The following is a 25,517-nucleotide window of genomic DNA, read 5'->3' as shown; positions in this document are numbered from 1 at the left end:
ATAGTATCCAGAAGAAGTTATATTCTCAGGATACTATTTTTTTATTGAAATTATATAATTCTAAAAAGAAGGATATAATTAAATTTTCTATTTTACAACTATATTAACAAGTCTGCCTTTTATAACAATTACTTTTATTATATTTTTACCTTCAGTAGTTGCTTTTATAGTTTCGTTTTCTAATGAAGCTTTCTTTATGCCTTCTTCATCTAAGTTTGATGGTATCATAATTTTAGCTTTTATTTTACCATTAACTTGAATAGCTATTTCAACTTCATCTTTAATTAAAGCAGCTGGATTAAATTCAGGCCATTTTTCATTAAATATAGTTGAGTTATGACCTAATAAGTTCCAATGTTCTTCAGTAAAGTGAGGGGCAAATGGTGCTAATAATTTTAAGAAATCTACTACAGTTTCTTTTAAGAATGTAGGATTTTTAGTATCAGCTTGAATATATTTATGAATAGCATTTGTAAATTCCATAAGTCTTGCTATTGCAGTATTAAATTGCATTTTTTCTGCATCTTCGCTAACACCTTTAATAGCTGTATGTCTCCAGAAGTTTAAGTCTTTTTCTTCAGAATCCATAGTAGTCTTAATATTTTCTGAAGCATTAATGATATCTCTGCATGATTCTAAAGTTCTTTCAATTCTATCTACAAATCTAGCAACAGATTTAACTCCATCATCACTCCATGCACCACCTTCAACATATGCGAAACCGAACATTAAATACATTCTAAATACATCAGCACCAAATTCTTTAATATAGTCATCTGGAGAGATTGTATTTCCTTTTGATTTACTCATTTTTAATCCGTCTGGTCCTAAGATTAATCCTTGGTGAGTTAAGCTTAAGAATGGTTCATCAAATTTTAAGTATCCCATATCTCTCAATGCTTTAGTTATAAATCTTGCATATAATAAATGCATACAAGCATGCTCTGGTCCACCAACATATTTATCTACAGGTAACATTTTATTTATTAATTCAGGATCAAAAGGTGCATCAGTATTTTTGTTATCAGGGTATCTTAAATAATACCAAGAAGAACATACAAATGTATCTAAAGTATCCGCTTCTCTTTTTGCAGGTTTACCACAGTGAGGACAAGTAGTATTTATAAATTCTTCACATTTTCCAAGTGGTGATTTACCATCTGGAGTAAACTCAACATTATAAGGAAGTTCTACTGGTAAGTCTTTTTCAGGAACTGGAACTATTCCGCATTCATCACAGTATATAACTGGAATAGGAGCTCCCCAGTATCTTTGTCTTGAAACTAACCAATCTCTTAATCTGAAGTTAACCTTCATTTGTCCTAATTCATCTTTTTCAAGTTCACTAACAATAGCTTTTTTAGCTTCATCTGTAGTTAAACCATCAAATTTTCCTGAATTAACAAGTATTCCATGCTCACAGAATGGAAGTTCTGGTTCATCACCTTGTTTATTAGTAATAACTCTTTCTATTGGTAAATTAAATTTACTTGCAAATGCGAAATCTCTTTCGTCATGTGCTGGAACTGCCATAACACAACCAGTACCATATGTAGCTAATACATAGTCAGCAATCCATACAGGAACTTCTTTTCCATTTATAGGGTTTATGGCGTATGAACCAGTAAATACACCAGTTTTTTCTTTTGATGATGATTGTCTTTCTATATCAGATTGTTTACTTGCATCTTCTTTATATGCTTCAACAGCGTCCTTATATTCTGGAAGAGTTAATTCGTTAACTAATTTATTTTCAGGTGCTAATACAACATAAGTTACACCATTTAAAGTATCAACTCTTGTAGTAAATACATCAAACTTTAAGTCAGAATCCTTAACTTTAAATGTAACTTGTGCACCATATGATCTTCCAACCCAATGTTTTTGCATAGATTTAGTTTTTTCTGGCCAATCTAATCCATCTAATTTGTCTAATAATTCATCAGCATAATCAGTTATTTTGAAGAACCATTGAGTTAAATCTTTCTTTTTAACTTCAGAATCACATCTTTCACATAAGCCATCAACTACTTGCTCATTAGCTAAAACTGTATTACAAGATGGACACCAATTAACAGGTGCTTTTTTTCTGTAAGCTAATCCTTTTTCATAAAGTTTTAAGAATAACCATTGAGTCCATTTATAGTAATCAGGTGAACAAGTAACAACTTCATTTTCCCAATTAAACATAGCACCCATAGATTTTAATTGTTTTTCCATAGTTTCAATATTTTTAAATGTAGAATCTTTAGGATGTATACCTGTTTTTATTGCATAATTTTCAGCAGGTAACCCAAAAGCATCGAAACCCATTGGTTGGAATACGTTATAACCTTGCATTCTTTTTAGTCTTGCCCATGAATCAGTTGGCCCATAGTTAAACCAGTGACCAGCATGTAATTGAGCTCCTGAGGGATAAGAGAACATTTCAAGTGTATAAAGTTTCTTATCTAAATTTTCTGGGTTAAATTTGTAAGTTTCATTTTCTTCCCAAATCTTTTGCCATTTTTCATCGATTTTAGTACTATAATTTTCCATAATTAACCTCCAAAATAACAATGGACAATGAACAATGAACAATAGACAATGAAGGATTATATTTCTTAAGAAATATGTACAATTAAAAAATTGTAAGCTTTCTCTTTCAATGTCAATTGTAGATTGTAAATTATCAATTGAATTAATTTATTGTATAAAAAAAAGCTCTCATCTCTAAAATTAAGAGACGAAAGCAAAATTCCGCGGTACCACTCTTATTAGAAGAAAAAATATAATTTAATCTTCTCGCTTGATATTTTTAACGGATAGTTACCCGTACTTGTTTTTAACAAGTAAGCTCGTAGACAAGTTCATAATAATGTAACACTATTTCACACCATACAATAGCTCTCTAAAAGATACATTTTATTATTACTACTTCTATTCACAGCAAAATATAAAATTTAGCAATATTATATATTAAAATTTGTAAAAAAGCAAGAAGACATATTAATTATAAATAAAAATACTAATCCTATTTTGACTAAGAAAATTGAATTCACATGAGTTTTCTGTTAAAATCGTTACATTCGTACAAAATTGTTACTTATATTTAGGAGGTTTATATAAATGAATGAAAAAATAATAATTGGGGGTACATTTGCATTATATTTGGTAGTAATGTTATGTATAGGCCTACATTTTTATCGTCGAACTAATAATTTATCAGATTATACATTAGGTGGAAGAAAACTTGGATATTGGGGAAGTTCTATAAGTGCACAAGCTTCGGACATGAGTGGCTGGTTATTACTTGGACTTCCAGGAGCAGCTTTTTTAACAGGTTTATCAGGATCTGTATGGATGGCTTTAGGACTAGCTATTGGAACATATTTGAATTGGAAAATAGTTGCTAAAAGGCTTAGAGTAGATACTCAAAAATATTCAGATTCAATAACAGTACCATCTTATTTAGAAAATAGATTTAATGATAAATCAAGAACATTAAAATTAATTTCTTCGTTATTCATACTTGTATTTTTTATACCATATACTGCCTCAGGATTTGTGTCAGGAGGAAAATTATTTACAACAGTTTTTGGAACCCCGTATATAGTTTCTGTTATAATATGTGGATTAGTTGTTGTAAGTTATACTTTTTTAGGTGGATTTATGGCTGTATGTTATACAGATATAATTCAAGGGTTATTAATGTTTTTTACATTACTTGTATTGCCTATAATAGTTATAGTAGAAGCTGGTGGAGTAGGAAATATATTATCAACTTTTGATCCATCACTTTTAAATCCATTAGATATTGGTTTTATAACTGGATCAAGTAGTGGAACTATAGGAATGGCAGTTGTAGGAATTATTTCATCTCTTGCGTGGGGGCTTGGATATTTTGGGCAACCTCATATTATTACAAAGTTTATGGCTATAGAAAATCCAGAAGAAATTAAAATTTCAAGAAGAATAGCTACAGTTTGGGTTATAATAACACTTTTAGCTTCAACTGGTATAGGTCTTGTTGGACATTATTATTTCCCTAACTTAACAGGTGCGGATTCTGAAACTATATTTATTTTATTAGTTCACAAATGTGTTCCATTAATATTTATTGGAGTATTATTATCAGCAATATTAGCTGCAATTATGAGTACAGCTGATTCTCAACTTTTAATTATATCTTCTACAATTTCAGAGGATATTTACAGATCTATTATTAAGCCAAAAGCTTCAGATAAAGAGCTTATAGGAATTAGTAGATTGTCGGTATTAGTTGTAGCTCTTATAGCATTTTGTATTTCACTTAATCCAGATAGTTCAGTTTTAAAACTGGTATCATATGCATGGGCAGGGTTTGGATGTGCCTTTGGCCCCGTAATTTTATTATCACTATTCTGGAAAAATATCACTAGAAATGGTGCGGTAGCAGGTATGTTAATTGGTGGGATTACATCAGCAATTTGGCCAATATTTAAAAACTATTTTTCAGCACCAATATTTAATCTTTATGAAATTGTACCGGGATTTTTATTAGCTTTAATTGCTATATATGTTGTTAGTAATTTAGATATGAAAAAGCATAAAGTAAAATAGTACATATTTTTAATGTCAACTCACCTATTGGATATATTAACACATATTTAAAATATAGCTTAATAAAATTATAGTGTTTGCTTAACCTATGTTTTTATTGAAAGGTATTATGAGTACCCCTAAAGAATAAAAAATAATCATATGCCGCACCATTATTCCTGCACTGCGTTTGGAAAGGGCGCATGGCTAAAAAAATCGACGGCTCCAAAGTCGCCTTAGCGATTTTGTTCTTCTTTAGGAAATTATATTGCTTGAAAATTTGTGGATAACTTATAGAATACTGTATTTTAGAAGTGTGATGAGTACATATTTATGAAATTATGTTATTTAAGAAATTATTAATAACCGAAATTATAAATTAGAAAAAATTAAAAAATTTCCCATAAGGAATAACAATGGCAGTATAATTGGTTGTTAGATTTGAAATGTGATAATAGTATTAAATTTTTTTCATATATTATTAAAAGGATATAGTATTAATACTTAAAGCTTTATTTAAGTAAATGTTAGTTAATTCATTATAATAAATTTATATATCTATGATAAAATAGTGAATATAGCCTATAAATTAAACGAAGATTTATAATATAATTATTTAATTCAAAATAATAACCTAAACAAAGGAAGTGAGAAAATATGAATATATTATTAGGGATAGGCATGATAGTTTTAATATTAAATATAATTTTTTCATTATCATTGATATTTATAGAAAGAAAGGATCCAACAACAACATGGGCATGGCTTTTAATACTAATTATTCTACCGGGATTTGGATTTGTATTATATATTTTGTTAGGACAAAACTTAAGTAGGCAAAAGATTTTTAAAGAAAAAAAACAAATTGATGAAATAAAGAGAAGAAATTTAAGTAGTAGATATGGTAATAAGAGTAATTGTCATGATGGTGGAGATAAATTTTTTGATTTAAGAAAAATGAATTATAATCATTCAGGTTGTCAATATACAACTAACAATGATCTTGAAGTATATGTTAATGGAGAAGATAAATTTAGACAATTACTTAAAGATATAAAGAATGCAAAAGAATATATACATATAGAATATTATATTTTTCGTAATGATTGTTTAGGAAAAGAAATAATAGCAGAATTAACAAAAAAAGCAGAAAGTGGAGTTGAAGTAAGACTTTTAGCAGATAGTATGGGTTCATATACTTTAACAAAAGGTGCATTAAAGAATTATTTAAAATCAGGAGGAAAATTTGCAATATTTTTCCCAGGAATTTTACCACATATAAATACGCGTATAAATTATAGAAACCATAGAAAAATAGTTGTAATAGATGGGAAATATGGATATGTTGGAGGATTTAATGTTGGTAAGGAATATATAAATAAAGATCCTAAGGTTGGATTTTGGAGAGATACCCACGTTAGAATAAAAGGTGGAGCAGTAAATGATTTAAATGAAAGATTTTTATTAGATTGGTGCTATGCATCAGAAGAAGAAATACGTGATTATAATAAATATTTATCAGATACAAATGAAGAAATAGGGGATGTGGGAATACAAATAGTTACAAGTGGTCCAGATCATGAAGAAGAATATATTAGAAACGCATATATTAAGCTTATAAATAATGCTAAAAATAATTTATATTTAGAGACACCTTATTTAGTTCCAGATTTACCAATATTAGAGGCGTTAAAAATATCTGCGTTGTCAGGTGTTGATGTAAGAATAATAATTCCAGGAAATCCAGATCACTTTTTTATGCAATGGGCAGCTAGTTCTTATATAGGTGAACTATTAAATGCTGGAATAAAAATATATTATTATAAAAATGGATTTATTCATGCTAAGGCTATGGTTGCAGATAGCACTGTAGTATCTATAGGAACAGCTAATATGGATATAAGAAGTTTCAAATTAAATTTTGAAGTTAATGCTTTTATCTTTGATGATAGAGTAGCTGTTGATTATGAAAAACAATTCATGAAGGATATTGAATTTTCTGAGGAAATAACAATAGAATCTCATTCTAATAGAAGTACATCTATTAAGATAAAAGAATCTTTAGCAAGACTAGTTTCACCAATATTATAATTGAATTATCAAAAAAATTAATAAAAAATAAAAAAGTATCAAAAAATATTGACAAAAAATTCTAAGTTGTTATACTAAAAATATAATAATTTATTTGATTAATATATCAAGATGATTAAATTTTATTTAATGGGAGGGCACTATGGAAAAGAATATAGTTAAAATATTTATTGCAAAATTTTATAACTTTTTTTATTTTATGTTCTGGGGCTTTTATTTTAGCGCTAGCTATTTATTTTGCAAAAAATTAAATAATTTAACTTTAATGAGTGCTCAAAAATTATAAGAATTTTTTAGATGTTTATTATGTGAATACATTATAGAGCTCATTAATATGTGGGCTCTATTTTTTTTATATAAAATTAAGGGGGCAAAAAATATGATAGTAATATTAAAACAAAAAGTTGAACAAGAAAAAATAGAAAAATTAACTTTAATTTTAGAAAATCAAGGTGTTAAAGTAAACCCTGTTATAGGAACTGACATTAGCATTTTAGGTTTAGTAGGGGATACGAGTAAAATTGATAAAGAACAAATTGAGGCTAATGAAATAGTTGAAAAAGTTATGCATGTACAAGAACCTTTTAAAAAGGCAAATAGGATGTTTCATCCAGAATCAACAATAATTGATGTGAATGGACAAAAAATAGGTGGAAATAAAATAGCTATGATTGCAGGACCATGTTCAGTTGAAAGCGAAGAACAAATAACGCAAATAGCTAAAGATGTTAAAAAAATAGGGGCAAACTTTTTAAGAGGTGGAGCATTTAAACCTAGAACTTCACCATATGCATTCCAAGGATTAAAGTATGAAGGTTTAGAACTTTTAAAAAAAGCAAAAGCAAATACAGGATTACCTATAGTTACGGAAATTATGTCACCATATGATATAGAATTTTTTAATGATAATGTTGATGTTATACAAGTTGGAGCAAGAAATATGCAAAACTTTGATTTACTTAAAGAATTGGGAGGATTAAATAAACCAATACTTTTAAAAAGGGGATTATCAGCAACTCTTGAAGAGCTGTTAATGAGTGCTGAATATATAATGGCAGGTGGTAATGAAAATGTAATTCTTTGTGAAAGAGGAATTAGAACATTTGAGACATATACCAGAAATACATTAGATTTAAGTGCAGTTCCAGCTCTTAAAAAATTAAGTCATTTACCGGTTATTATTGATCCAAGTCATGCTACAGGGAAGTATTGGATGGTAGAACCACTAGCTAAAGCTGCAATTGCAATTGGTGCAGATGGACTTATAATAGAAGTCCATAATGATCCAGCAAATGCTTTGTGTGATGGACCACAATCAATAAAACCAAGTAAGTATGCAAAACTTTTTGAAGAATTAAAAGTTATTGCAAAAGCAGTAGGTAGAGAAATATAGTTTAAATTAATATATTTAAACAGAAGAGCTGAATTAAAAATATACGAGGAGAGTATTAAAATGAGGGAGTTAGTTGTAGATTTAAAGGAAAAAAGTTATTCAATAATAATTAAAAAGGGATTAATTAATGAACTTAGTAATGAAATAAATAAAGTTTATAAAGGGAAAAAGATTTTTGTATTAACTGATGAAAATGTAAATTATCACTACGGAGATAAGGTTAAAGACTCGTTAATTAATCATGGATATGATGTTAAGACAATGGTATTAAAACCTGGAGAGGAAACTAAGTCCTTTAATACTCTTCCTAAGATATATAATGAGTTTTTAGATTTTAAATTAACTAGAAGTGATTTAATTATTACACTTGGAGGAGGAGTTATAGGAGATCTTGGAGGATTTGCAGCATCTACATTTTTGAGAGGAATTGATTTTATTCAAGTACCTACCTCATTACTTGCTCAAGTTGATAGTAGTGTTGGAGGAAAAGTTGCTGTAGATTTAGATAGGGGAAAGAATTTGGTAGGAAGCTTTTATCATCCTAAAGTGGTTTTAATTGATCCAGATGTTTTAATTACATTAGAAGATAAATTTTTTAAAGATGGAATGGCTGAAGTAATAAAATATGGATGTATAAAAGATAAAGAATTCTTTCATAAGTTAAAAGAGTTTAAAAATAAAGATGAAGTTATGGATAATATAGAAGATATAATTTATATATGTTGTAATATTAAAAGAATAGTTGTTGAAAATGATGAAAAAGATAAAGGCGAGAGGATGTTATTAAATTTTGGTCATACATTGGGTCATGCAATAGAGGCATACTATAATTTTAATAAATATACTCATGGTGAAGCCGTAGGAATTGGAATGTATAAAATAACTAAAATGTCTGAAGGAAAAGGCCTTACACCAAAGGGAATTTCAGATGAGATAAGAGATATATTAGTTCAATATTCACTTCCTCATGATATAGATATTGAAAATTTAGATGAAATATTAGAAACAATTTCTTTAGACAAAAAAAATATTAATAATGCTTTAAAGATAGTATTACTTGAGAGTATTGGAAAATCATTTTTAAAAAATAGCAATATAGATTTCTTTAAGTAAATTTTACATTTTTGAAATTATATTTTTAAGTTTAAATTTATATTAAAAAGTAAATAGAATTTCAATTAATATATTAATATTAAATAACTAAAAAGGGGGACACAAATGGGAATTTTTAAAATTTATCCTGGCAAATTAAAAGGAGAAGTTAAAATTCCACCATCTAAAAGTATGGCACATAGAGGTGTTATCTGTGCAGCTTTGGGAGATGGAATAAGTAAAATAAGAAATATTAATTATTCAGATGATATTATAGCAACTATTGATGCAATGCGCTCATTAGGGGCTATAATAACAAAGGAAAATGATTATCTTCATGTTGTTGGAATAAAATCTGAAAAGTGTAAAAAAAATATAGAATTGAATAGAACGATAGATTGTAATGAATCAGGTTCTACATTGAGATTTTTGGTTCCAATTTCTTGTGTTTTTGAAGGCAGTAATAGATTTATAGGAAGAGGAAATTTAGGTAAAAGACCTTTAGATACATATTATGAAATCTTTGAGAATCAAGGAATTAAGTATTCATATAAGAAAGGAAAACTTGATTTAAGGACTGAAGGTGTATTAAAAGCAGGAGAGTTTAAACTAAGAGGAGATATAAGTTCTCAATTTATTAGTGGCCTTCTATTTACACTTCCTCTTTTAGATGGAGATTCAAAAATAATAATAACAACTGAGTTAGAATCTAAGGGATATATTGACTTAACATTAAGTGCTATGAGTGATTTTGGAATTGAAATTATAAATAATAATTATAGAGAATTTACAATTAAAGGAAATCAAATTTATAAAAGTAGAGATTATAGAATAGAAGGGGATTATTCTCAAGCAGCATTTTTTTTAGTTGCTGATGCACTTAATAGTGAAGTATTTATAAATGATTTGAAATTAGAATCTCTTCAAGGAGACAAGGAAGTTATAGAAATACTTGAAAGAATGAATGTGAAAATAAAAAATATTAATGATAGTATTTTAGGAATTCCAAGAGAAAATTTAAATGCAACTATTATTGATGGTTCTCAATGTCCAGATATAATTCCTGTTATTTCTTTGGCAGCTAGTTTGTGTAAGGGTAGAACTGAAATAATAAATGTAGGAAGATTAAGAATTAAAGAATGTGATAGATTAAATGCAGTTGCAAGTGAACTAAATAAATTAGGGGCAAATATAATTGAAAAAGAAGACCGTTTAATAATTGATGGAGTTAAAACTTTAAACGGTGGAGTAAAAGTTTGGAGTCATAAAGACCATAGAATTGCTATGATGCTTGCAATAGCTTCTATAGTTTGCAAAGAACCAATTATCTTAGAAGATTATGAATGTGTTTCAAAATCTTATCCAGAGTTTTTTGATGACTTTAAAGCATTAGGAGGAAACTTTCATGAGTGGAATTTGGGGAAATAAATTAAAGATTTCTATATTTGGTGAATCACATGGAAATGCAATAGGTATAACTGTAGATGGACTTCCATCTGGATTTGAAATTAATATGGAAGATATCTTAAGAGAAATGTCTAGAAGAGCTCCAGGAAAAAGTAAACTTTCTACAACTAGAAAGGAAGGCGACATTCCAGAAATACTTAGTGGGGTTTTTGAAGGGAAAACTACAGGTGCTCCTTTATGCGCAATGATTAGAAATAGCGATATGCATTCAAAAGATTATAGTGAATTAAAAGATTTAATGAGACCAGGTCATGCAGATTATAGCGGTAAAATTAGATATCAGGGCTATAATGACTATAGAGGTGGAGGACATTTTTCAGGAAGAATAACAGCACCATTAGTTTTTGCAGGTGCAATATGTAAACAAATATTAGAAAGTAAAAATGTATATGTAGGTACTCATGTTAAAAGAATAGGAAATGTTGAAGATAAGGACTTTAGTAAAATAAATTTAACTAAAGATCTTATGGAAAATTTAAGAAGTGAAGAACTGCCAGTTTTAATAAAAGAAAATAAAGAAAAGATGAAAAATGAAATACTTGAGGCTAAAAAAGATGGCGATTCTATAGGTGGAATTATAGAATGTGGAATTATTGGAGTAAAAGCAGGTGTTGGAAATCCATTTTTTGATTCTATAGAATCTACATTGGCACATTTATTATTTTCCGTACCTGCAGTAAAAGGTGTTGAGTTTGGAAAAGGGTTTGAAATGAGCAAACTTAGAGGTTCTGAATGTAATGATGAATATTATTATGATGGAGATGAAGTAAAAACATATAGTAATAATAATGGTGGTATTTTAGGTGGAATATCTAATGGAATGCCAATATTATTCAAGGCTGTTATAAAACCAACTCCATCTATATCTAAAGAGCAGAAAAGCATAAATATAAGCGAGAAAAAAAATGGTGTTATTACAGTTAAGGGAAGGCATGATCCATGTATAATCCAAAGGGCTGTACCAGTAATTGAAAGTGTTGCTGCAATTGGATTACTTGATTTGATGCTTTAAATATAAAGAAGTGCATATAACTTTCAACTAAAAGAGCGTGTAGTAATCACTTTCTTAAATATTAAAAATAAGGGGCGTGACATATGGCAGGTTTAGATGATTATAGAAATAGTATAGATGAAATAGATCAAAAGATAACTGAATTATTTGAGCAGAGAATGGATGTTGTTCTTAAAGTGGGTGAATATAAGAAAAAAAATAATTTGCCTATATTTAATAAGAATAGAGAAGATGATGTTATAAAGAAGAACTTAGGTTATCTAAAAAATCAAGATTATATTGAAGAAACAGAGAAATTCTTTGAAAAATTAATGGAAATATCAAGACAGCTTCAAAGTAGAAAAATGATAGAAGAAGATTTGATAGAAGAGAAAAAATTAAATAATAATATTAATGTTTGTGAAAACAAAAAAATAGGGTTTTATGGCGCGCAAGGGTCTTTTACAGAAGAAGCGATGATTAAATATTTTGGTGAAGATAGAGATTCTAAATCATATGAAGAATTTGAAGATGTATTTTTAGCAATTAAAAATGATGAAATTAATTATGGAATACTTCCAATAGAAAATTCATCAACAGGAGCAATTTCTAGTGTATATGATCTTTTGTATAAATACGGATTTTTTATAAATGGAGAAGTATGTATAAAAATAAATCAAAATTTAATTGGGGTAGAGGGAAGCAATTTAAGTGAAATTAAAGAGATATATTCACATACTCAAGGATTTGAACAAAGTTCAGATTTTTTAAAGAAGTATAATGAATGGAAGTTGATACCATTTCATAGTACAGCTAGTAGTGCTAAATTAATCAAAGAGTTAGAGGATAAATCAAAAGCTGCAATAGGTAGTAAAAGAGTAGCTAATATATATGATTTAAAAATTATTAAAGAAAATATAAACAATCAAACAGAAAATTTCACAAGGTTTATAATAATTTCTAAAGAATTAGAAGAAAATAAAAATTCCAATAAAATTAGTGTAGTATTTTCACTTGAAGATAAGGCTGGTACGTTATATAAGTTATTAAGACATTTTGCAGAAAATAATATAAATATGATTAAAATAGAATCAAGACCAATGAAAAATGGTCCTTGGAAGTACTTTTTATATGGTGATTTTGAAGGTGATTTATCATCAGAAAAGGTTAAAAAAGCTTTATATTTAATTGAACAAAGTAGTGCTTACTTTAAATTATTGGGGGCATATGAAAAAAATAGATGTTAGATGAACAAAGAAAGGGTGTGAAATATTGAATTTTTACGGATTACTAGGTGAAAAATTATCACATTCTATATCACCAATGATTCATAATAAGATTTTTTCACTTTTAAATATTGATGGGGCGTATAAAATATTTGAAGTGGAAAAAAATAATTTAAGTAAATTTACAGAGTCATTAAAAGTATTGAAAATTAAGGGTTGTAATGTAACAATTCCTTATAAGGAAGATATAATGAAATATTTAGATGAAATATCACCTGAAGCAAAAAAAATAAAAGCAATAAATACAATATTATTAAAAGATAATAAATTATATGGATTTAATAGTGATTATTATGGATTTAATAGTATATTAGTTAGAAACAATATAGAAGTTAATGGTAAAATAGCTATTATACTAGGAACAGGGGGAGCATCTAAAGCTGCAGTTACTTTATTATTAGATAGAGGCATAAAAAAAATATATTTGGTTTCTAGAAGCAAGAAATCAATTCCTTTGGTTGAGGATATTAAAATCGAATATAGAACTTATGAGGACATAGGTAATGTAAAAGGTGATATATTGATAAATGCAACTCCAGTAGGAATGTATCCTAATGTAGATAATAACCCTGTTGATGAAAAGATTATTAATAATTTTGATGTATTAATAGACTTAATATATAATCCAAGAGAAACTAAATTTCTTCAATGTGGAAAAAGACTAAATAAAAAAGTTTGTGGGGGATTAGAAATGCTTCTAGGACAAGCAATTAAGTCATCAGAAATTTGGCATGATATATCTATAAATCCTGATATTCAAGAAAAATTATATTCATATATAAATGAAGAATTTAAATAGAGAGAATAGATTATGAAAAGTAAAATATTTTTAATAGGAATGCCTGGATGTGGAAAGTCTACAATTGGAGAAATTATAGCTAAAGAATTATTGTTAAAATTTATAGATATGGATATATATATTGAGGGAAAAACATCAAAAACAATTTCCAAACTTTTTGAACAAGGAGAAGATTATTTTAGAGATATAGAAAGTGAAACTTGTAAAGAAATAATAAAGTATGATAATGTTGTAATAGCAACTGGTGGTGGAATAGTAAAAATAGATAAAAATATAAATATTCTAAAAGAAAATGGATTAGTAATTTTTATAGATAGACCAGTTGAAAAAATTATTTCTGATATAGATGTTTCAAGAAGACCTCTTTTAAAAGATGGAAAAAAGAGGATTGTAGAATTATATAAAGAAAGATATAATCTTTACAAAAAAGCATCACATAATATAGTTGTTAATGATGGAATTATGGATGAAGTAGTAGAAGAGATAAAAAGATTAATAGTTAAAAGTTAATGTTTATAATTGATATTTTAAATTAGAATATCAGTTAACAAATAAAAATTGATAAATATAAAATTAAATTTATGAAGGATAGTAGAATAGTAGAATTAAAAAAATTTATTTGAAGTACAGGAGGAGTTTTACATGATTATTATTATGAAACCAAAAGCAAGTGAAGAAGAAATAGGAAAGGTTAAGTCTTTTATTGAAAGTAAGGGGTTAGAAACACATATTTCAAAGGGAAATACTTATTATATTGTAGGTATTGTAGGAGATACAGCAATAATAGATCCTAAAAAATTACAAGTACTTAAGGGTGTAGACAGAGTAATGAAGGTACAAGAACCTTTTAAAAAGGCAAATAGAATTTTTAAACCAAATGACACAATAATAAATATAGATGGTTCAATAGTTGGAGGTGGAAAGCTTGGTATAATGGCTGGTCCATGTTCTGTTGAATCTGAAGAGCAAATAATTGAAGTAGCAAAAAGAGTTAAGGCAGCAGGTGCTAATTTTTTAAGAGGTGGTGCATTTAAGCCAAGAACTTCACCTTATAGTTTCCAAGGACTAGAGCTTGAAGGATTAAAACTTTTAAAGGCAGCTAAGCAAGAAACAGGACTTCCAATAGTAACTGAGCTTATGTCAACAGATTATATTGATACATTTGTAGAAGAAGTTGATGTAATTCAAATTGGAGCTAGAAATATGCAAAACTTTGATTTGTTAAAACAAATTGGTAGAACTAAGAAACCTATATTATTAAAAAGGGGTCTATCAGCAACAATTGAGGAATGGTTAATGTCAGCAGAATATATAATGGCAGGTGGAAATGAAAATGTAATACTTTGTGAAAGAGGTATTAGAACATTTGAAACAATAACTAGAAATACGTTAGATTTACAAGCAATTCCTGTTGTTAAGAGGTTATCACATTTACCTATAATTATAGATCCAAGTCATGCAGGTGGATATGCATACTTAGTTGAGCCAATGGCAAAAGCAGCAATAATTGCAGGGGCTGATGGTTTGATGATAGAAGTTCATAATGATCCAGAAAATGCACTAAGTGATGGTCAACAATCACTTACTCCAGACCAATTTGATGGACTTATGGGGAAAGTTAAGGCAGTAGCAGAAATAGAAGGAAAAGAAATATAATTCTTGGAGGGCTATATGAAAGTGGTAATAGTAGGTCTTGGAGTAATAGGTGGATCTTTTGCAATGGCATTAAAAGATGCTGGTTATAAAAATGTTTATGGAATAGATAATAATGAAGAGACATTATTAAAAGCTGAAAAGCTAAACTTAATAAGACGAGGATATACTGATGGAAATGAAATTTTAAAAGATGCGGATTTAATTATAATATCAATATATCCTAAGCTTGTTAAAGATTTTATTAAAAATAATATAGATAATTTTAAAGATGGGGCAGTAATAACTGATGCAACTGGAATAAAGAAGTTATTTATAAATGATATAGTCAAGATATTACCTTCAAATATAGATTTTGTATTTGGACACCCAATGGCTGGAAGAGAAAAAAAGGGAATAGATTTTGCAAGCAGTGATGTTTTTAAAGGTGCTAACTATATTTTGACTCCAACTTCAAAAAATAAAGAAGATAATTTGAAGTTAGTAGAAAACTTAGCATATGAAATAGGTTTTAAAAGAGTTAAAAGAATAAGTCCAGAATTTCATGATGAAATGATAGGATTTACTAGTCAGTTACCTCATTCCCTAGCAGTAGCTTTAGTAAATAGTGACTTAGAGGGAAGAGACACTGGAAGTTTTATTGGTGATAGTTATAGAGACTTAACTAGAATTGCTAATATAAACGAAGATTTATGGAGTGAACTTTTTTTAGGAAACAAAGAAAATCTATTAAAATCTATAGAATCATTTGAATGTGAACTAGATAAAATAAAAGATGCAATAAAAGATGATGATAAAGAATCCTTAAAAGAATTATTTATAAAATCAACTAAGAGACGTGAAAAATTATAATTAAAGGCTCTGTTTTAGTAACATGTTTATATATGCATAAGTAAAGGTGGACTGAGTAATTGNNAATATAAAATTGAGACAAGCAGTAAATAGGACAATACCCATTAAGAATTCTCAAAGTCCAATTACAATGCCACCTTACATATTGCATATATCAACATATAGTTAAAACAGAGCCTTTAATTTCTTTTAAATAAAATACCTTTTAATAAAATTCTTTTCCTGAGATGAATACTTTCTTTATGTTTATATTATCATCGAATAATATTAAATCAGCATCGTAACCTTCCTTAATTAGTCCTTTATGATTATCTACTTTACAATGTTTAGCTGGATTATATGAAGCCATTTTTACAATTTCATTTAATGGTAAATCTGAATTTTTGTAGATATTATTAACAGCTTTATCAAGGGTTAAAACAGAACCAGCTAGAGAGCCAGACTTAACTCTTGCAGCACCATTTTTAACAATAACGTCTTGTCCACCTAAATAGTATTTTCCATCAGGCATGCAACATGCCATCATGGCATCAGTTATTAACAAAACATTATCGGTACCTTTTTGCTTATAAGCAATTCTCAATGCAGGATATGAGATATGAATTCCATCCGAAATAGTTTCTGTTTTAATATCACTATCGAATATAGCACCTACAATTCCAGGACTTCTATGAGTAAAGAAAGGCATTGCATTATAAAGGTGAGTTGAATGAGTAGCACCACATTTAATTGAATGTATTGTTTCTTCATAAGTAGCTTTTGTATGTCCTAATGAACATACAATTCCATTAGCAGAAAGATATTTAATTAAATCATTAGAACCAGAAAGTTCTGGTGCTAATGTAAGTGAAATAACAGAGTCTTCACAATCCTTAACCATAGATTCATAAGTAAATATTGATGGTGGCAAAATGTAATCAGGATTTTGAGCTCCAATTGCATTTGGATTTATAAAAGGACCTTCTAAATGAGCTCCCAAAACATGAGCACCTTCTGAACCTTTTTCTTTTAATAATTTAATAGCTCTCATAGATTTATTAATATCACTAATTGAAACAGTCATAGTAGTAGGCACAAAGGAAGTTGTACCATGCTTAGCTATTGTTTTTGCAATTGTATTTATAGAATCGATTGTTCCGTCCATCGTATCACATCCACCAGCGCCATGAATATGTGCATCAATAAATCCAGGTGAAAGGTATAAACCTTTCGCATCTATAATCTGATTAATCTCATTATTAGTAAAACTAGAGGGATTAATTTTTTTTATCTTACCATCTTGAATAATAACAGAACCTTTTTCTATTTTATCTAAATAAATAATGTTACAATTTGTAATTAACATTTTTAAAACCTCCTAAATACTTAAAGATATTATTGAAAAAAATTTAATATGTATGTAATAAGAATCCTAAAAAGATAAAAAAGTCCTTTAATATTTAATTATTTTACATAAATTGTAAAACAAGGTTATAATTCTTTAAAAATAAAATATAATTAATTTAAAAGGAGGGGGTTTTTATGCAATATTTTAACTTTATTTTATTAGCAATAGTTTTATCTTTTTCAACAATATATATTTATAATATATTTGCTTTAAAAAGTGCCGGAAAGGAAAGCATAAAGGTTTCTTTATTATTAATGTTATTTAGTATTCCTATAGCTATATGTATACTTATAGTTATGAGTTTATTCTTAAAATTGGCAAACTGGACATTACCAGTTGACATTTCTAACTATAAAATATTCATTGTGTCTTTTGCAAGTGTGTTTGTAATTTTTATTGGAGAGTTTATTATAAAGACATTTTTATCTGGTACAATAAGTAGTTATTTTAATAGAAAATATAAAGAAAAAAATTTATCAGAAAAGCAAATGCTTAACATAATTAGAGAAAAACATAGAATTATAGAGATATTAAAAGTTATTTTAATGTTTTTGATTAGCTGTATTATATATTGGGTATTATTAAGCATTTTAAATATTATAGGTATTATATTTATTGTAATGGTTTCATCTGTAATTACAAGTATGTTATATTTTTTTATGTTTAAGAGTAATTAGAATTTTTTCTAAAATAGATTTATTTAAATAAAATAATATAATTAAACATGTTGACACATCTTTTGTAAAGGTTTAATATTTAAGTATGGTAATTACCAATTATTAGAAAACAAACTGGTATTTATAGGAGGGATGAGAAATGCCAAACATATTAATGACTAGAATTGATAATAGACTAGTACATGGACAAGTAGGTGTTACTTGGGTAAATCACCTAGGAGCAAATTTACTTGTAGTAGCAAATGATGAGGTGGCTAAAGATTCTGTTCAACAAAATTTAATGGAGATGGTCATTCCAGATACTATAGGGATAAGGTTTTTCTCAATACAAAAGACTGTAAATATAATAAACAAAGCAGCACCAAGACAATTAATTTTCTTGGTATGTAGAACTCCACAAGATGCAGTAAGATTAGTTGAGGGAGGAGTTCCTATAAAAAAGATAAATATAGGTAATTTACATTTCAGTGAAGGAAAGAAACAAATTTCTTCTACTGTTTTTATAGACGAAAGTGATAGACAAGCTTTTAGAAGACTCAAAGAATTAGGAGTTCAACTAGAAATAAGAAGAGTACCTGATGAAGCAATAGATGAAGATATTTATAAACACATATAAATCCATAAAATTAAAAATATTTTTATTATCAAAAAATATATTAATGAAGGAGGAACATTATGTTTGTTAAAGCTTTATTAATTGCTATTTGGGCAGGTATTGCAGGTATAGATTTATATGATGGATTACTTCATATACACAGGCCAATAGTAACAGGACTTGTAGTTGGTTTAATTTTAGGCGATGTAAAAACAGGGCTTATAGTTGGAGCCGCATTAGAACTTGTATTTATGGGTATGGTTCCGCTTGCAGGAGCACAACCTCCTAATGTAGTTATTGGAGGTATTATTGGAACAAGTATAGCTATTTTAGGTAAATTAGAACCACAAGCAGCTGTTGGAGTAGCAATACCATTTGCTGTAGCTGTACAAGCTGCTATAACATTTATTTTCACATTATTTTCATTCTTTATGCATAAGGCAGATACTTATGCAGAAAATGCAGATACAAAAGGTATAGATAGAATTAATTATATGGGAATGCTTTGCTTATTTGTATTCTACTTTGTAATTGCATTTTTACCAATATTCTTTGGTGCAGACAAAGCAGCAGAGATTGTAAGAGCAGTACCTGAATGGTTTATTGATGGATTAAAAGTAGCAGGTGGAGTAATGCCAGCAATCGGATTTGCAATGTTATTAAAAATCATGTTAAAGAAAGAATATATGGCATTTCTTATTATTGGTTTCTTATTTGTAACATACGGTCATATTTCAATTTTAGGATTAGCTTTAGTTGGCTTAAGTATAGCATTATATGATTATTATTCAGCTAGTAATAAGAAAGTAGTAAAAGTTGCAGAGGAGGAATATGAAGATGGAATCTAATGTAGCATATAAAGAACCTACCCCTAAAAAGGTAATTACTAATAAAGATTTAAATCATATGGTTTGGCGTTCACTTTTTTTACAAGCATCTTTTAACTATGAAAGAATGCAAGGTTGTGGATGGCTTTATGGATTAATACCAGGATTAAAGAAAATTCATACAAATAAAGAAGACCTTTCCCAAGCAATGAAAGATCATATGGAATTTTTTAATACTCATCCATTCTTAGTAACTTTCATTATGGGATTAGTACTAGCAATGGAAGAAAATAAAGAAGACAGAAGTACAATAAGAGCAATAAAGGTTGCAACCATGGGACCTTTAGGTGGTATTGGAGATGCATTATTTTGGTTAACAGCATTACCAATTTGCGTTGGTATAGGTGCATCAATGGCTATGGAGGGAAATGTAGCAGGACCTATAGTTTTCCTAGTAATGTTTAATGCACTACATTTCTTTTTAAGGTTCTTTTTAATGAAATATGGATATAAGACAGGAGTTAAGGCACTTTCTTCATTAAAAGAACAAACAAAGAAAATATCTCATGCAGCATCAATATTAGGTTTAACAGTTGTTGGTGGATTAATAGCATCAATGGTTAATTTAAAGACAACAATGGTAATTTCAGCAGGATCTGCTAGTGGTGATTCAGCAATAAAATTACAAGAAGGCGTTTTAGATCAAGTAATGCCTAATATGTTAGCTTTAGGATATACATTTTTAATGTATAAGTTATTAAAGAAGGGATATTCACCAATTAAATTAATAACAATTACAATTTGTTTAGGTTTAATTGCAAAATTTATAGAAGTAAAAACAGGTTTTGCTATATTATAATGGATAAGTTTCAATAGATAAATTTCTGAATTTTGGATGGAGTATTAGCTCTGTCCAAAATTTAGAAGTTATTAAGTTAGATATAGAAAATATCTATAAAAGTATTATAAATAAAGGGATAACAATCATTAAAGAGTACTAAAATCAGTTTCTATAATTAATAAGAGTATGTTATAATTAGAAAAAATTAGGTTAAATTGAAAGAGGTATATTCACATGAATAAAATTGATAAAAGTTCTAAAATTCCATTATATGCACAATTAATGGATATTCTTATTAATCAAATAGAAAATTATATGGAAGAAAATGATCAATTAGATTCAGAAAGAGAAATTTGTGATAAATATGGTGTCAGTAGAACAACTGTAAGACAGGCATTAGATGAATTAGAAAAGCAAAAATATATATATAAAGTTCACGGAAAAGGGAATTTCATATCATCAAGAAGAGTGGAACAGGACTTGATAAAAGTTTATTCATTTACTGATGAAATGAGAAAACTTGGGAAAAAACCAATTTCAAAATTGTTAAACTTTGAAATTGCAGAACCTGATAGTAAAATATTAAGAAAATTAAAGTTAAAAGAAAATGAGCTTGTATATAAAATAACAAGAATAAGAATAGCTGACGATATTCCAATGATATATGAAGTAACATATTTACCATATGATAAGTTTAATGGTATGACTAAAAAAGATTTAGAGGAAAATCCTCTGTATGAAATTTTTAAGAATGATTTTAAAGTTCATATAACATCGGCTGAAGAAGTGCTTGAAAGTGTTTCAATAAATAAATTGGAAAGTATTTATTTAGATGTATCACAAGGAGAACCAGGGTTAAAAATTGAAAGAACAACATATGAAAATAAGCAAGTTATTGAATATACAGTAAGTATTGCAAGAGGGGATAAATTTAAATATAGAGTATGTTTAAAAAATTAGTAAAAATTTATATGCACTGGTAATTACAATATAGCCAGTATGGGAGGGTATTATGATTTTTGGAAAAACTGTTGAAGAGTTAGAAAAATTAAAAGCAATAAACACATCAAAAGAAATAATGCAACAACCTGATTTATGGAAAGAGACATATAAGATAATTTATGATAAAAGAGATGAAATTAAATCATTTTTAAAGAAAAATATATCAAAGAATACAAGAATAATATTAACAGGTGCTGGAACTTCTGATTATGTAGGACAAACAGCTTTATTAGAACTTAGAAGTAAAATAAATGCACGAATTGAAGCTATAGCTACTACTGATTTAGTATCAAATCCTAAGGAATATATGGAAAAAGATACTCAAACTATTTTAATATCCTATGCAAGATCAGGAAATTCACCAGAAAGCGTTGGTGCATATGATTTATTTGAAAAAGATATCACCAACATATCACAAGTGGTAATTACCTGTAATGAAGGCGGTGAATTAGCAAAGAAGGCTATTACAAATAATAATAATTTAGTATTGTTTATGCCAACAGAATCAAATGATAAAGGATTTGCTATGACAAGTTCTTTTAGCTGTATGCTTCTAGCAACAATATTAATGTTTGATATAGATAATATAGAAAATAATAAAACTTTTGTAGATTTAGTGTCAGAACAAGGAGAAGATATTCTCGAAAATAATTGGAATGATGTTTGTGATTTAGTTAATTATGAATGTAATAGAGTTGTTTATTTAGGCTCAGGAATACTAAAAGCTTTGTCTCAGGAAATGGCATTAAAAGGATTAGAACTTACAAGTGGAAAGATAGTAACAATATTTGAGTCTGTTATGGGCTTTAGGCATGGTCCTAAGTCAATAATTAATGATAAGACTTTAATTATTATTATGAATTCTACAGATAAATATACTAATCTTTATGATTTAGATTTAATAAATGAGATATATAATGATTCGGGAAATCATAAACTTGCAGTAATAAGCTATGAAAATAATGAAAAATTAAAAGCTATATGTGATAAATGCATTGAAATAAATGGAGCAAGTGTACCAGAAATTTATACAGTATTTAATTATATTTTATTTGGACAAATGTTTGGGTTATTTAACTCAATAAAACTAAAAATATCTCCAGACAATCCAAGACCAGATGGGACTGTTAATAGGGTTGTTAAAGGGGTACACATTCATAAAGAAAACTTTTAGTTTTTAAGATTTTAATTTATATAATTTTTGCATATATTTTAAGTGAATGTTGAGATTATAGATAAAGCAAATTCCAATGCCAGTTCGCTCTATACTATATATCAACATTGTTTTTAAACAGAGACTGATTTTAAATATATAAATTAGATAAATATGATAATGAGGAGGGTAACAATGATAGGGTTGGTTATTGTTGGACATGGATTTTTTCCAGAAGGAATACTTAGCTCAGTAAAATTAATTGCTGGAGAACAACAAGAAGTTATAGGCGTGAATTTTGAATGTGGACAAGGATCAGATATTTTAAAGAGAAATATTGAAAATGCAATTGATAATCTTAATACAGATGAAGTATTAATTTTGGCAGATTTAGCAGGGGGTTCTCCTTTTAATGTATCTGTTATTATTAGTGAAAAAAGAAAAGATAAGAATATTAAAGTTATCTCTGGTATGAATTTACCTATGGTTTTGGAGGCATCTTTATCAAGAAATAATTATACTATGGACGAATTAGTTGAATCGGTGAAAAATGCTGCTACTATAGGAATTAAAGAGTATAAGAAAAATAAAATTAAAGAAACAGTGGAAAATGATGATGGAATATAATTGCTAAAAAGTTAAATTAAGATTATATGAGAGGAGATAGGTTTATGCATAAAATACTTTCAACAAAGCAAATGTTATTAAAAGCTCAAAAGGAAAGTTATGCAGTACCAGCTTTTAATATACACAACCTAGAGACATTACAAGTAGTTGTTGATACAGCAATGAAAATGAGATCACCTGTAATTATAGCAGGAACACCATCAACCATAGAGTATGCAGGGGCAGCTTATATAGAAGCAATGGCAGAAGTAGCAGCTAGGAAGTATGATATACCAATAGCCATTCATTTGGATCATTTTGAGGATATAGATGAAATAAAAAAGAATATTGATATTGGATTTAGATCATGTATGATTGATGCATCTAAAGAAGATTTTGAAGTTAATATTGAAAAAGTAAAAGAAATCGTGGAATATGCACATGAATATGATACAACTGTTGAAGCTGAGCTTGGAAAACTCGGTGGAAAAGAAGATGACTTAATAGTATCTGAAAAAGATTCAATGTATACAAATCCAGAGGACGCAGCAGAATTTGTTAAAAGAACAGGGGTAGATTCTTTAGCTGTAGCTATAGGAACAGCACATGGATTGTATAAAGGAAAAGCAAAATTAGATTTTGAAAGATTAAAAGAGATAAGAAGCAAAGTTCAGGTACCTTTAGTATTGCATGGTGCATCAGATGTTCCTGATGAATTAGTGAAAAAAGCAATTTCACTTGGAATATGTAAGGTAAATATAGCTACAGATTTGAAAATACCATTTTCAGATGCAGTAAAAGAATATTTTAAGGAAAATCCTAATGCAAATGATCCAAGAAAGTATATGACTCCAGGTAAAGAAGCTATGGAAAAGATAGTAGAAAATAAAATAAAAGTTTGTGGAAGTGCCAATAGATATTGAGGTGTATGCTATGTTTTAAGTGAAATGTTGATATATACATAAACAAAGATGGACAGAGTAATTTAACTTAGGAATACTAAAATGAGTATAGTCCCATTTCAGCTTGTTCCAAATATAAAATTAGGACAAGCAATAAATGTGACAATACTCATTAAGAATTCTCAAAGTCAAATTATAATGCCACTTTGCCTATTGTATATATCAACTTATATTTAAAATACGGCCCAATAAATGAATTTTATTTAAAAAGGAGCAAAATAATATGATATTAGTTATAAATCTTAATGCTTCTATAGATAAAAGATATGAGATAGCAGATATACAAAAGGGAAAGGTAATGAGGGCTAGGCATGTAGAGAATACTCCAGGTGGAAAGGGATTACATGTAGCTAATATAGTTAATATATTAAATGAAGAGTGTGTTGCGACAGGTTTTCTTGGAGGAAAGAGTGGAGAATTTATTGAAGAGAAGCTTAAGTATTATGGAATAAAGAATGATTTTGTAAAGATAAGTGGTGAAACAAGAGAGTGCTTGGCATTTATTACAGATGATTTTATTCAAACAGAAATACTTGAACCTGGACCAGAGATTACAATTGAAGAAAAAAATAATTTTATAAATAAGTATAATAAATTAATAGAAAAAGCAAATATAATTGTAGCATCAGGTAGTCTTCCCCAAAATGTACCAAAAAAATTTTATAGAGAGCTAATAGAATATGCTAATAAAAAAGGAAAAAAATTTTTATTAGATGCTAGTGGTGAACCCCTAAAAGAAGGTATAGAAGCAAAACCTTATTTTATTAAACCTAATAAAGATGAGATAGAAGATTTAACTGGTAGAAAGATTTTGTCTGAAGAAGATGCTATAAATGAAATAAAGATTTTGAGTGAAAAAGGAATAAATTTCATTACAATTTCATTGGGGGCAGAAGGATCAATTGTTAGATTTGAAGATAAAATTTATAAAATAAATATTCCTAAAGTAGAAGTTATAAATCCTGTAGGTTCAGGAGATGCATATGTTGGTGGCATAGCAGTAGCACTTGAAAGAGGCTATGATATTATAGATACTTTAAAATTAGCATCAGCTTGTGGAACTGCAAATGCAATGGAAAAAGAAACGGGGTTTGTAAATAAGGATGTAGTAGAGAAATTATTTAATAAAATCACTGTTAAAGAATTATAGTGTAATGTTAAAATATTTTTTACTATACAAAATGGATTGAATTGCTTTTGCACTTAAATAAAAGAGTTTCTGAGTAATTCAAAATAGTTTAATTATAGGCTATGTTTTAGTAGAGTGTTGATATATACATAAG

General features: G+C 28.0%; 22 protein-coding genes and 1 other annotated feature. Of the genes, 20 read left to right on the top strand and 2 right to left on the bottom strand.

The window, feature by feature from the left end; all coding sequences use genetic code 11:
- Positions 1 to 87: 87 nt before the first annotated feature.
- The gene (gene leuS, locus NG918_RS13465; RefSeq protein ID WP_252211832.1) at positions 88 to 2,538 is read right to left on the bottom strand and encodes a leucine--tRNA ligase; all 2,451 of its coding nucleotides are present in this window, start codon (positions 2,536 to 2,538) and stop codon (positions 88 to 90) included.
- Positions 2,539 to 2,718: 180 nt separating this feature from the next.
- Positions 2,719 to 2,936, bottom strand: a binding site (T-box leader).
- Between the two features lie 172 nt (positions 2,937 to 3,108).
- Here leuS and putP point away from each other — a divergent pair.
- The 11 genes from putP to NG918_RS13410 all read left to right on the top strand — a co-directional run bounded on the left by putP (position 3,109) and on the right by NG918_RS13410 (position 16,184).
- Positions 3,109 to 4,581 (top strand): sodium/proline symporter PutP, encoded by a 1,473-nt coding sequence (gene putP, locus NG918_RS13460; RefSeq protein WP_252211833.1) that lies wholly within the window; start codon positions 3,109 to 3,111, stop codon positions 4,579 to 4,581.
- A 636-nt stretch (positions 4,582 to 5,217) separates the two neighbouring features.
- Positions 5,218 to 6,651 (top strand): cardiolipin synthase, encoded by a 1,434-nt coding sequence (gene cls / locus NG918_RS13455; protein ID WP_252211834.1) that lies wholly within the window; start codon positions 5,218 to 5,220, stop codon positions 6,649 to 6,651.
- A 379-nt stretch (positions 6,652 to 7,030) separates the two neighbouring features.
- Positions 7,031 to 8,044 carry a 3-deoxy-7-phosphoheptulonate synthase gene (gene aroF / locus NG918_RS13450; protein ID WP_252211835.1) on the top strand — a complete coding sequence of 338 codons (1,014 nt, stop codon included), beginning with the start codon at positions 7,031 to 7,033 and terminating at the stop codon, positions 8,042 to 8,044.
- A 60-nt stretch (positions 8,045 to 8,104) separates the two neighbouring features.
- The gene (gene aroB / locus NG918_RS13445) at positions 8,105 to 9,157 is read left to right on the top strand and encodes a 3-dehydroquinate synthase (RefSeq protein WP_252211836.1); all 1,053 of its coding nucleotides are present in this window, start codon (positions 8,105 to 8,107) and stop codon (positions 9,155 to 9,157) included.
- A 105-nt stretch (positions 9,158 to 9,262) separates the two neighbouring features.
- The gene (aroA, locus tag NG918_RS13440; protein WP_252211837.1) at positions 9,263 to 10,564 is read left to right on the top strand and encodes a 3-phosphoshikimate 1-carboxyvinyltransferase; all 1,302 of its coding nucleotides are present in this window, start codon (positions 9,263 to 9,265) and stop codon (positions 10,562 to 10,564) included.
- Positions 10,542 to 11,615, top strand: coding sequence for a chorismate synthase (gene aroC / locus NG918_RS13435; protein ID WP_252211838.1), 1,074 nt, complete (start codon positions 10,542 to 10,544; stop codon positions 11,613 to 11,615). The genes aroA and aroC overlap by 23 nt, the downstream gene beginning before the upstream one ends.
- Positions 11,616 to 11,698: 83 nt before the next feature.
- On the top strand, positions 11,699 to 12,841 hold the full coding sequence (gene pheA, locus NG918_RS13430; RefSeq protein ID WP_252211839.1) for a prephenate dehydratase: 1,143 nt from the start codon (positions 11,699 to 11,701) through the stop codon (positions 12,839 to 12,841).
- A gap of 25 nt (positions 12,842 to 12,866) precedes the next feature.
- Entirely contained in the window at positions 12,867 to 13,679 is an 813-nt protein-coding gene (aroE, locus tag NG918_RS13425) for a shikimate dehydrogenase (protein WP_252211840.1), read from the top strand.
- Between the two features lie 12 nt (positions 13,680 to 13,691).
- Complete coding sequence (locus tag NG918_RS13420; protein ID WP_252211841.1) at positions 13,692 to 14,189, top strand: shikimate kinase; 498 nt, start codon at positions 13,692 to 13,694, stop codon at positions 14,187 to 14,189.
- Between the two features lie 132 nt (positions 14,190 to 14,321).
- On the top strand, positions 14,322 to 15,335 hold the full coding sequence (aroF, locus tag NG918_RS13415) for a 3-deoxy-7-phosphoheptulonate synthase (RefSeq protein ID WP_252211842.1): 1,014 nt from the start codon (positions 14,322 to 14,324) through the stop codon (positions 15,333 to 15,335).
- A gap of 15 nt (positions 15,336 to 15,350) precedes the next feature.
- Positions 15,351 to 16,184, top strand: coding sequence for a prephenate dehydrogenase (locus NG918_RS13410; protein WP_252211843.1), 834 nt, complete (start codon positions 15,351 to 15,353; stop codon positions 16,182 to 16,184).
- A gap of 205 nt (positions 16,185 to 16,389) precedes the next feature.
- Here NG918_RS13410 and nagA read toward each other — a convergent pair whose 3' ends face one another.
- The gene (nagA, locus tag NG918_RS13405) at positions 16,390 to 17,529 is read right to left on the bottom strand and encodes an N-acetylglucosamine-6-phosphate deacetylase (protein WP_252226610.1); all 1,140 of its coding nucleotides are present in this window, start codon (positions 17,527 to 17,529) and stop codon (positions 16,390 to 16,392) included.
- A 176-nt stretch (positions 17,530 to 17,705) separates the two neighbouring features.
- Here nagA and NG918_RS13400 point away from each other — a divergent pair, with 176 nt between their 5' ends.
- The 9 genes from NG918_RS13400 (at position 17,706) to NG918_RS13360 (ending at position 25,384) form a co-directional block, all read left to right on the top strand.
- A complete protein-coding gene (locus tag NG918_RS13400; protein WP_252211845.1) occupies positions 17,706 to 18,248 on the top strand; it encodes a hypothetical protein in 543 nt (180 codons plus the stop codon).
- A 139-nt stretch (positions 18,249 to 18,387) separates the two neighbouring features.
- The gene (gene agaV, locus NG918_RS13395; protein ID WP_252211846.1) at positions 18,388 to 18,864 is read left to right on the top strand and encodes a PTS N-acetylgalactosamine transporter subunit IIB; all 477 of its coding nucleotides are present in this window, start codon (positions 18,388 to 18,390) and stop codon (positions 18,862 to 18,864) included.
- Positions 18,865 to 18,923: 59 nt separating this feature from the next.
- A complete protein-coding gene (agaW, locus tag NG918_RS13390; RefSeq protein WP_252211847.1) occupies positions 18,924 to 19,691 on the top strand; it encodes a PTS N-acetylgalactosamine transporter subunit IIC in 768 nt (255 codons plus the stop codon).
- On the top strand, positions 19,681 to 20,529 hold the full coding sequence (locus tag NG918_RS13385) for a PTS system mannose/fructose/sorbose family transporter subunit IID (RefSeq protein WP_252226607.1): 849 nt from the start codon (positions 19,681 to 19,683) through the stop codon (positions 20,527 to 20,529). Before agaW ends, NG918_RS13385 begins: the two co-directional genes overlap by 11 nt.
- A gap of 216 nt (positions 20,530 to 20,745) precedes the next feature.
- The gene (locus tag NG918_RS13380; RefSeq protein ID WP_252211849.1) at positions 20,746 to 21,471 is read left to right on the top strand and encodes a GntR family transcriptional regulator; all 726 of its coding nucleotides are present in this window, start codon (positions 20,746 to 20,748) and stop codon (positions 21,469 to 21,471) included.
- A gap of 52 nt (positions 21,472 to 21,523) precedes the next feature.
- Complete coding sequence (locus tag NG918_RS13375; protein ID WP_252211850.1) at positions 21,524 to 22,687, top strand: SIS domain-containing protein; 1,164 nt, start codon at positions 21,524 to 21,526, stop codon at positions 22,685 to 22,687.
- 174 nt (positions 22,688 to 22,861) lie between these two features.
- Complete coding sequence (locus tag NG918_RS13370) at positions 22,862 to 23,293, top strand: PTS sugar transporter subunit IIA (RefSeq protein ID WP_252226605.1); 432 nt, start codon at positions 22,862 to 22,864, stop codon at positions 23,291 to 23,293.
- A 44-nt stretch (positions 23,294 to 23,337) separates the two neighbouring features.
- Positions 23,338 to 24,195 (top strand): tagatose bisphosphate family class II aldolase, encoded by an 858-nt coding sequence (locus tag NG918_RS13365; RefSeq protein ID WP_252226603.1) that lies wholly within the window; start codon positions 23,338 to 23,340, stop codon positions 24,193 to 24,195.
- Positions 24,196 to 24,457: 262 nt separating this feature from the next.
- On the top strand, positions 24,458 to 25,384 hold the full coding sequence (locus NG918_RS13360) for a 1-phosphofructokinase family hexose kinase (RefSeq protein WP_252226601.1): 927 nt from the start codon (positions 24,458 to 24,460) through the stop codon (positions 25,382 to 25,384).
- Positions 25,385 to 25,517: the final 133 nt, after the last annotated feature.

Origin of the sequence: Clostridium sp. ZBS2, from assembly GCF_023845855.1 — a bacterium.
Classification (GTDB): domain Bacteria; phylum Bacillota; class Clostridia; order Clostridiales; family Clostridiaceae; genus Clostridium; species Clostridium aquiflavi.
Note: the sequence above shows the minus strand (reverse complement) of the source record. Positions and strands in the feature narration are given on the sequence as shown.

Bases quoted from the DNA above. Each gene is read 5' to 3' on its own strand.
- NG918_RS13380 (WP_252211849.1), top strand. From the start codon at position 20,746: ATGAATAAAATTGATAAAAGTTCTAAAATTCCATTATATGCACAATTA.
- agaV (WP_252211846.1), top strand. From the start codon at position 18,388: ATGCCAAACATATTAATGACTAGAATTGATAATAGACTAGTACATGGA.
- leuS (WP_252211832.1), bottom strand. From the start codon at position 2,538: ATGGAAAATTATAGTACTAAAATCGATGAAAAATGGCAAAAGATTTGG.
- nagA (WP_252226610.1), bottom strand. From the start codon at position 17,529: ATGTTAATTACAAATTGTAACATTATTTATTTAGATAAAATAGAAAAA.
- NG918_RS13410 (WP_252211843.1), top strand. From the start codon at position 15,351: ATGAAAGTGGTAATAGTAGGTCTTGGAGTAATAGGTGGATCTTTTGCA.
- pheA (WP_252211839.1), top strand. From the start codon at position 11,699: ATGGCAGGTTTAGATGATTATAGAAATAGTATAGATGAAATAGATCAA.
- putP (WP_252211833.1), top strand. From the start codon at position 3,109: ATGAATGAAAAAATAATAATTGGGGGTACATTTGCATTATATTTGGTA.
- NG918_RS13400 (WP_252211845.1), top strand. From the start codon at position 17,706: ATGCAATATTTTAACTTTATTTTATTAGCAATAGTTTTATCTTTTTCA.
- NG918_RS13375 (WP_252211850.1), top strand. From the start codon at position 21,524: ATGATTTTTGGAAAAACTGTTGAAGAGTTAGAAAAATTAAAAGCAATA.
- aroB (WP_252211836.1), top strand. From the start codon at position 8,105: ATGAGGGAGTTAGTTGTAGATTTAAAGGAAAAAAGTTATTCAATAATA.
- aroF (WP_252211842.1), top strand. From the start codon at position 14,322: ATGATTATTATTATGAAACCAAAAGCAAGTGAAGAAGAAATAGGAAAG.
- NG918_RS13360 (WP_252226601.1), top strand. From the start codon at position 24,458: ATGATATTAGTTATAAATCTTAATGCTTCTATAGATAAAAGATATGAG.
- cls (WP_252211834.1), top strand. From the start codon at position 5,218: ATGAATATATTATTAGGGATAGGCATGATAGTTTTAATATTAAATATA.
- NG918_RS13370 (WP_252226605.1), top strand. From the start codon at position 22,862: ATGATAGGGTTGGTTATTGTTGGACATGGATTTTTTCCAGAAGGAATA.
- aroC (WP_252211838.1), top strand. From the start codon at position 10,542: ATGAGTGGAATTTGGGGAAATAAATTAAAGATTTCTATATTTGGTGAA.
- agaW (WP_252211847.1), top strand. From the start codon at position 18,924: ATGTTTGTTAAAGCTTTATTAATTGCTATTTGGGCAGGTATTGCAGGT.
- NG918_RS13365 (WP_252226603.1), top strand. From the start codon at position 23,338: ATGCATAAAATACTTTCAACAAAGCAAATGTTATTAAAAGCTCAAAAG.
- aroF (WP_252211835.1), top strand. From the start codon at position 7,031: ATGATAGTAATATTAAAACAAAAAGTTGAACAAGAAAAAATAGAAAAA.
- NG918_RS13420 (WP_252211841.1), top strand. From the start codon at position 13,692: ATGAAAAGTAAAATATTTTTAATAGGAATGCCTGGATGTGGAAAGTCT.
- NG918_RS13385 (WP_252226607.1), top strand. From the start codon at position 19,681: ATGGAATCTAATGTAGCATATAAAGAACCTACCCCTAAAAAGGTAATT.
- aroA (WP_252211837.1), top strand. From the start codon at position 9,263: ATGGGAATTTTTAAAATTTATCCTGGCAAATTAAAAGGAGAAGTTAAA.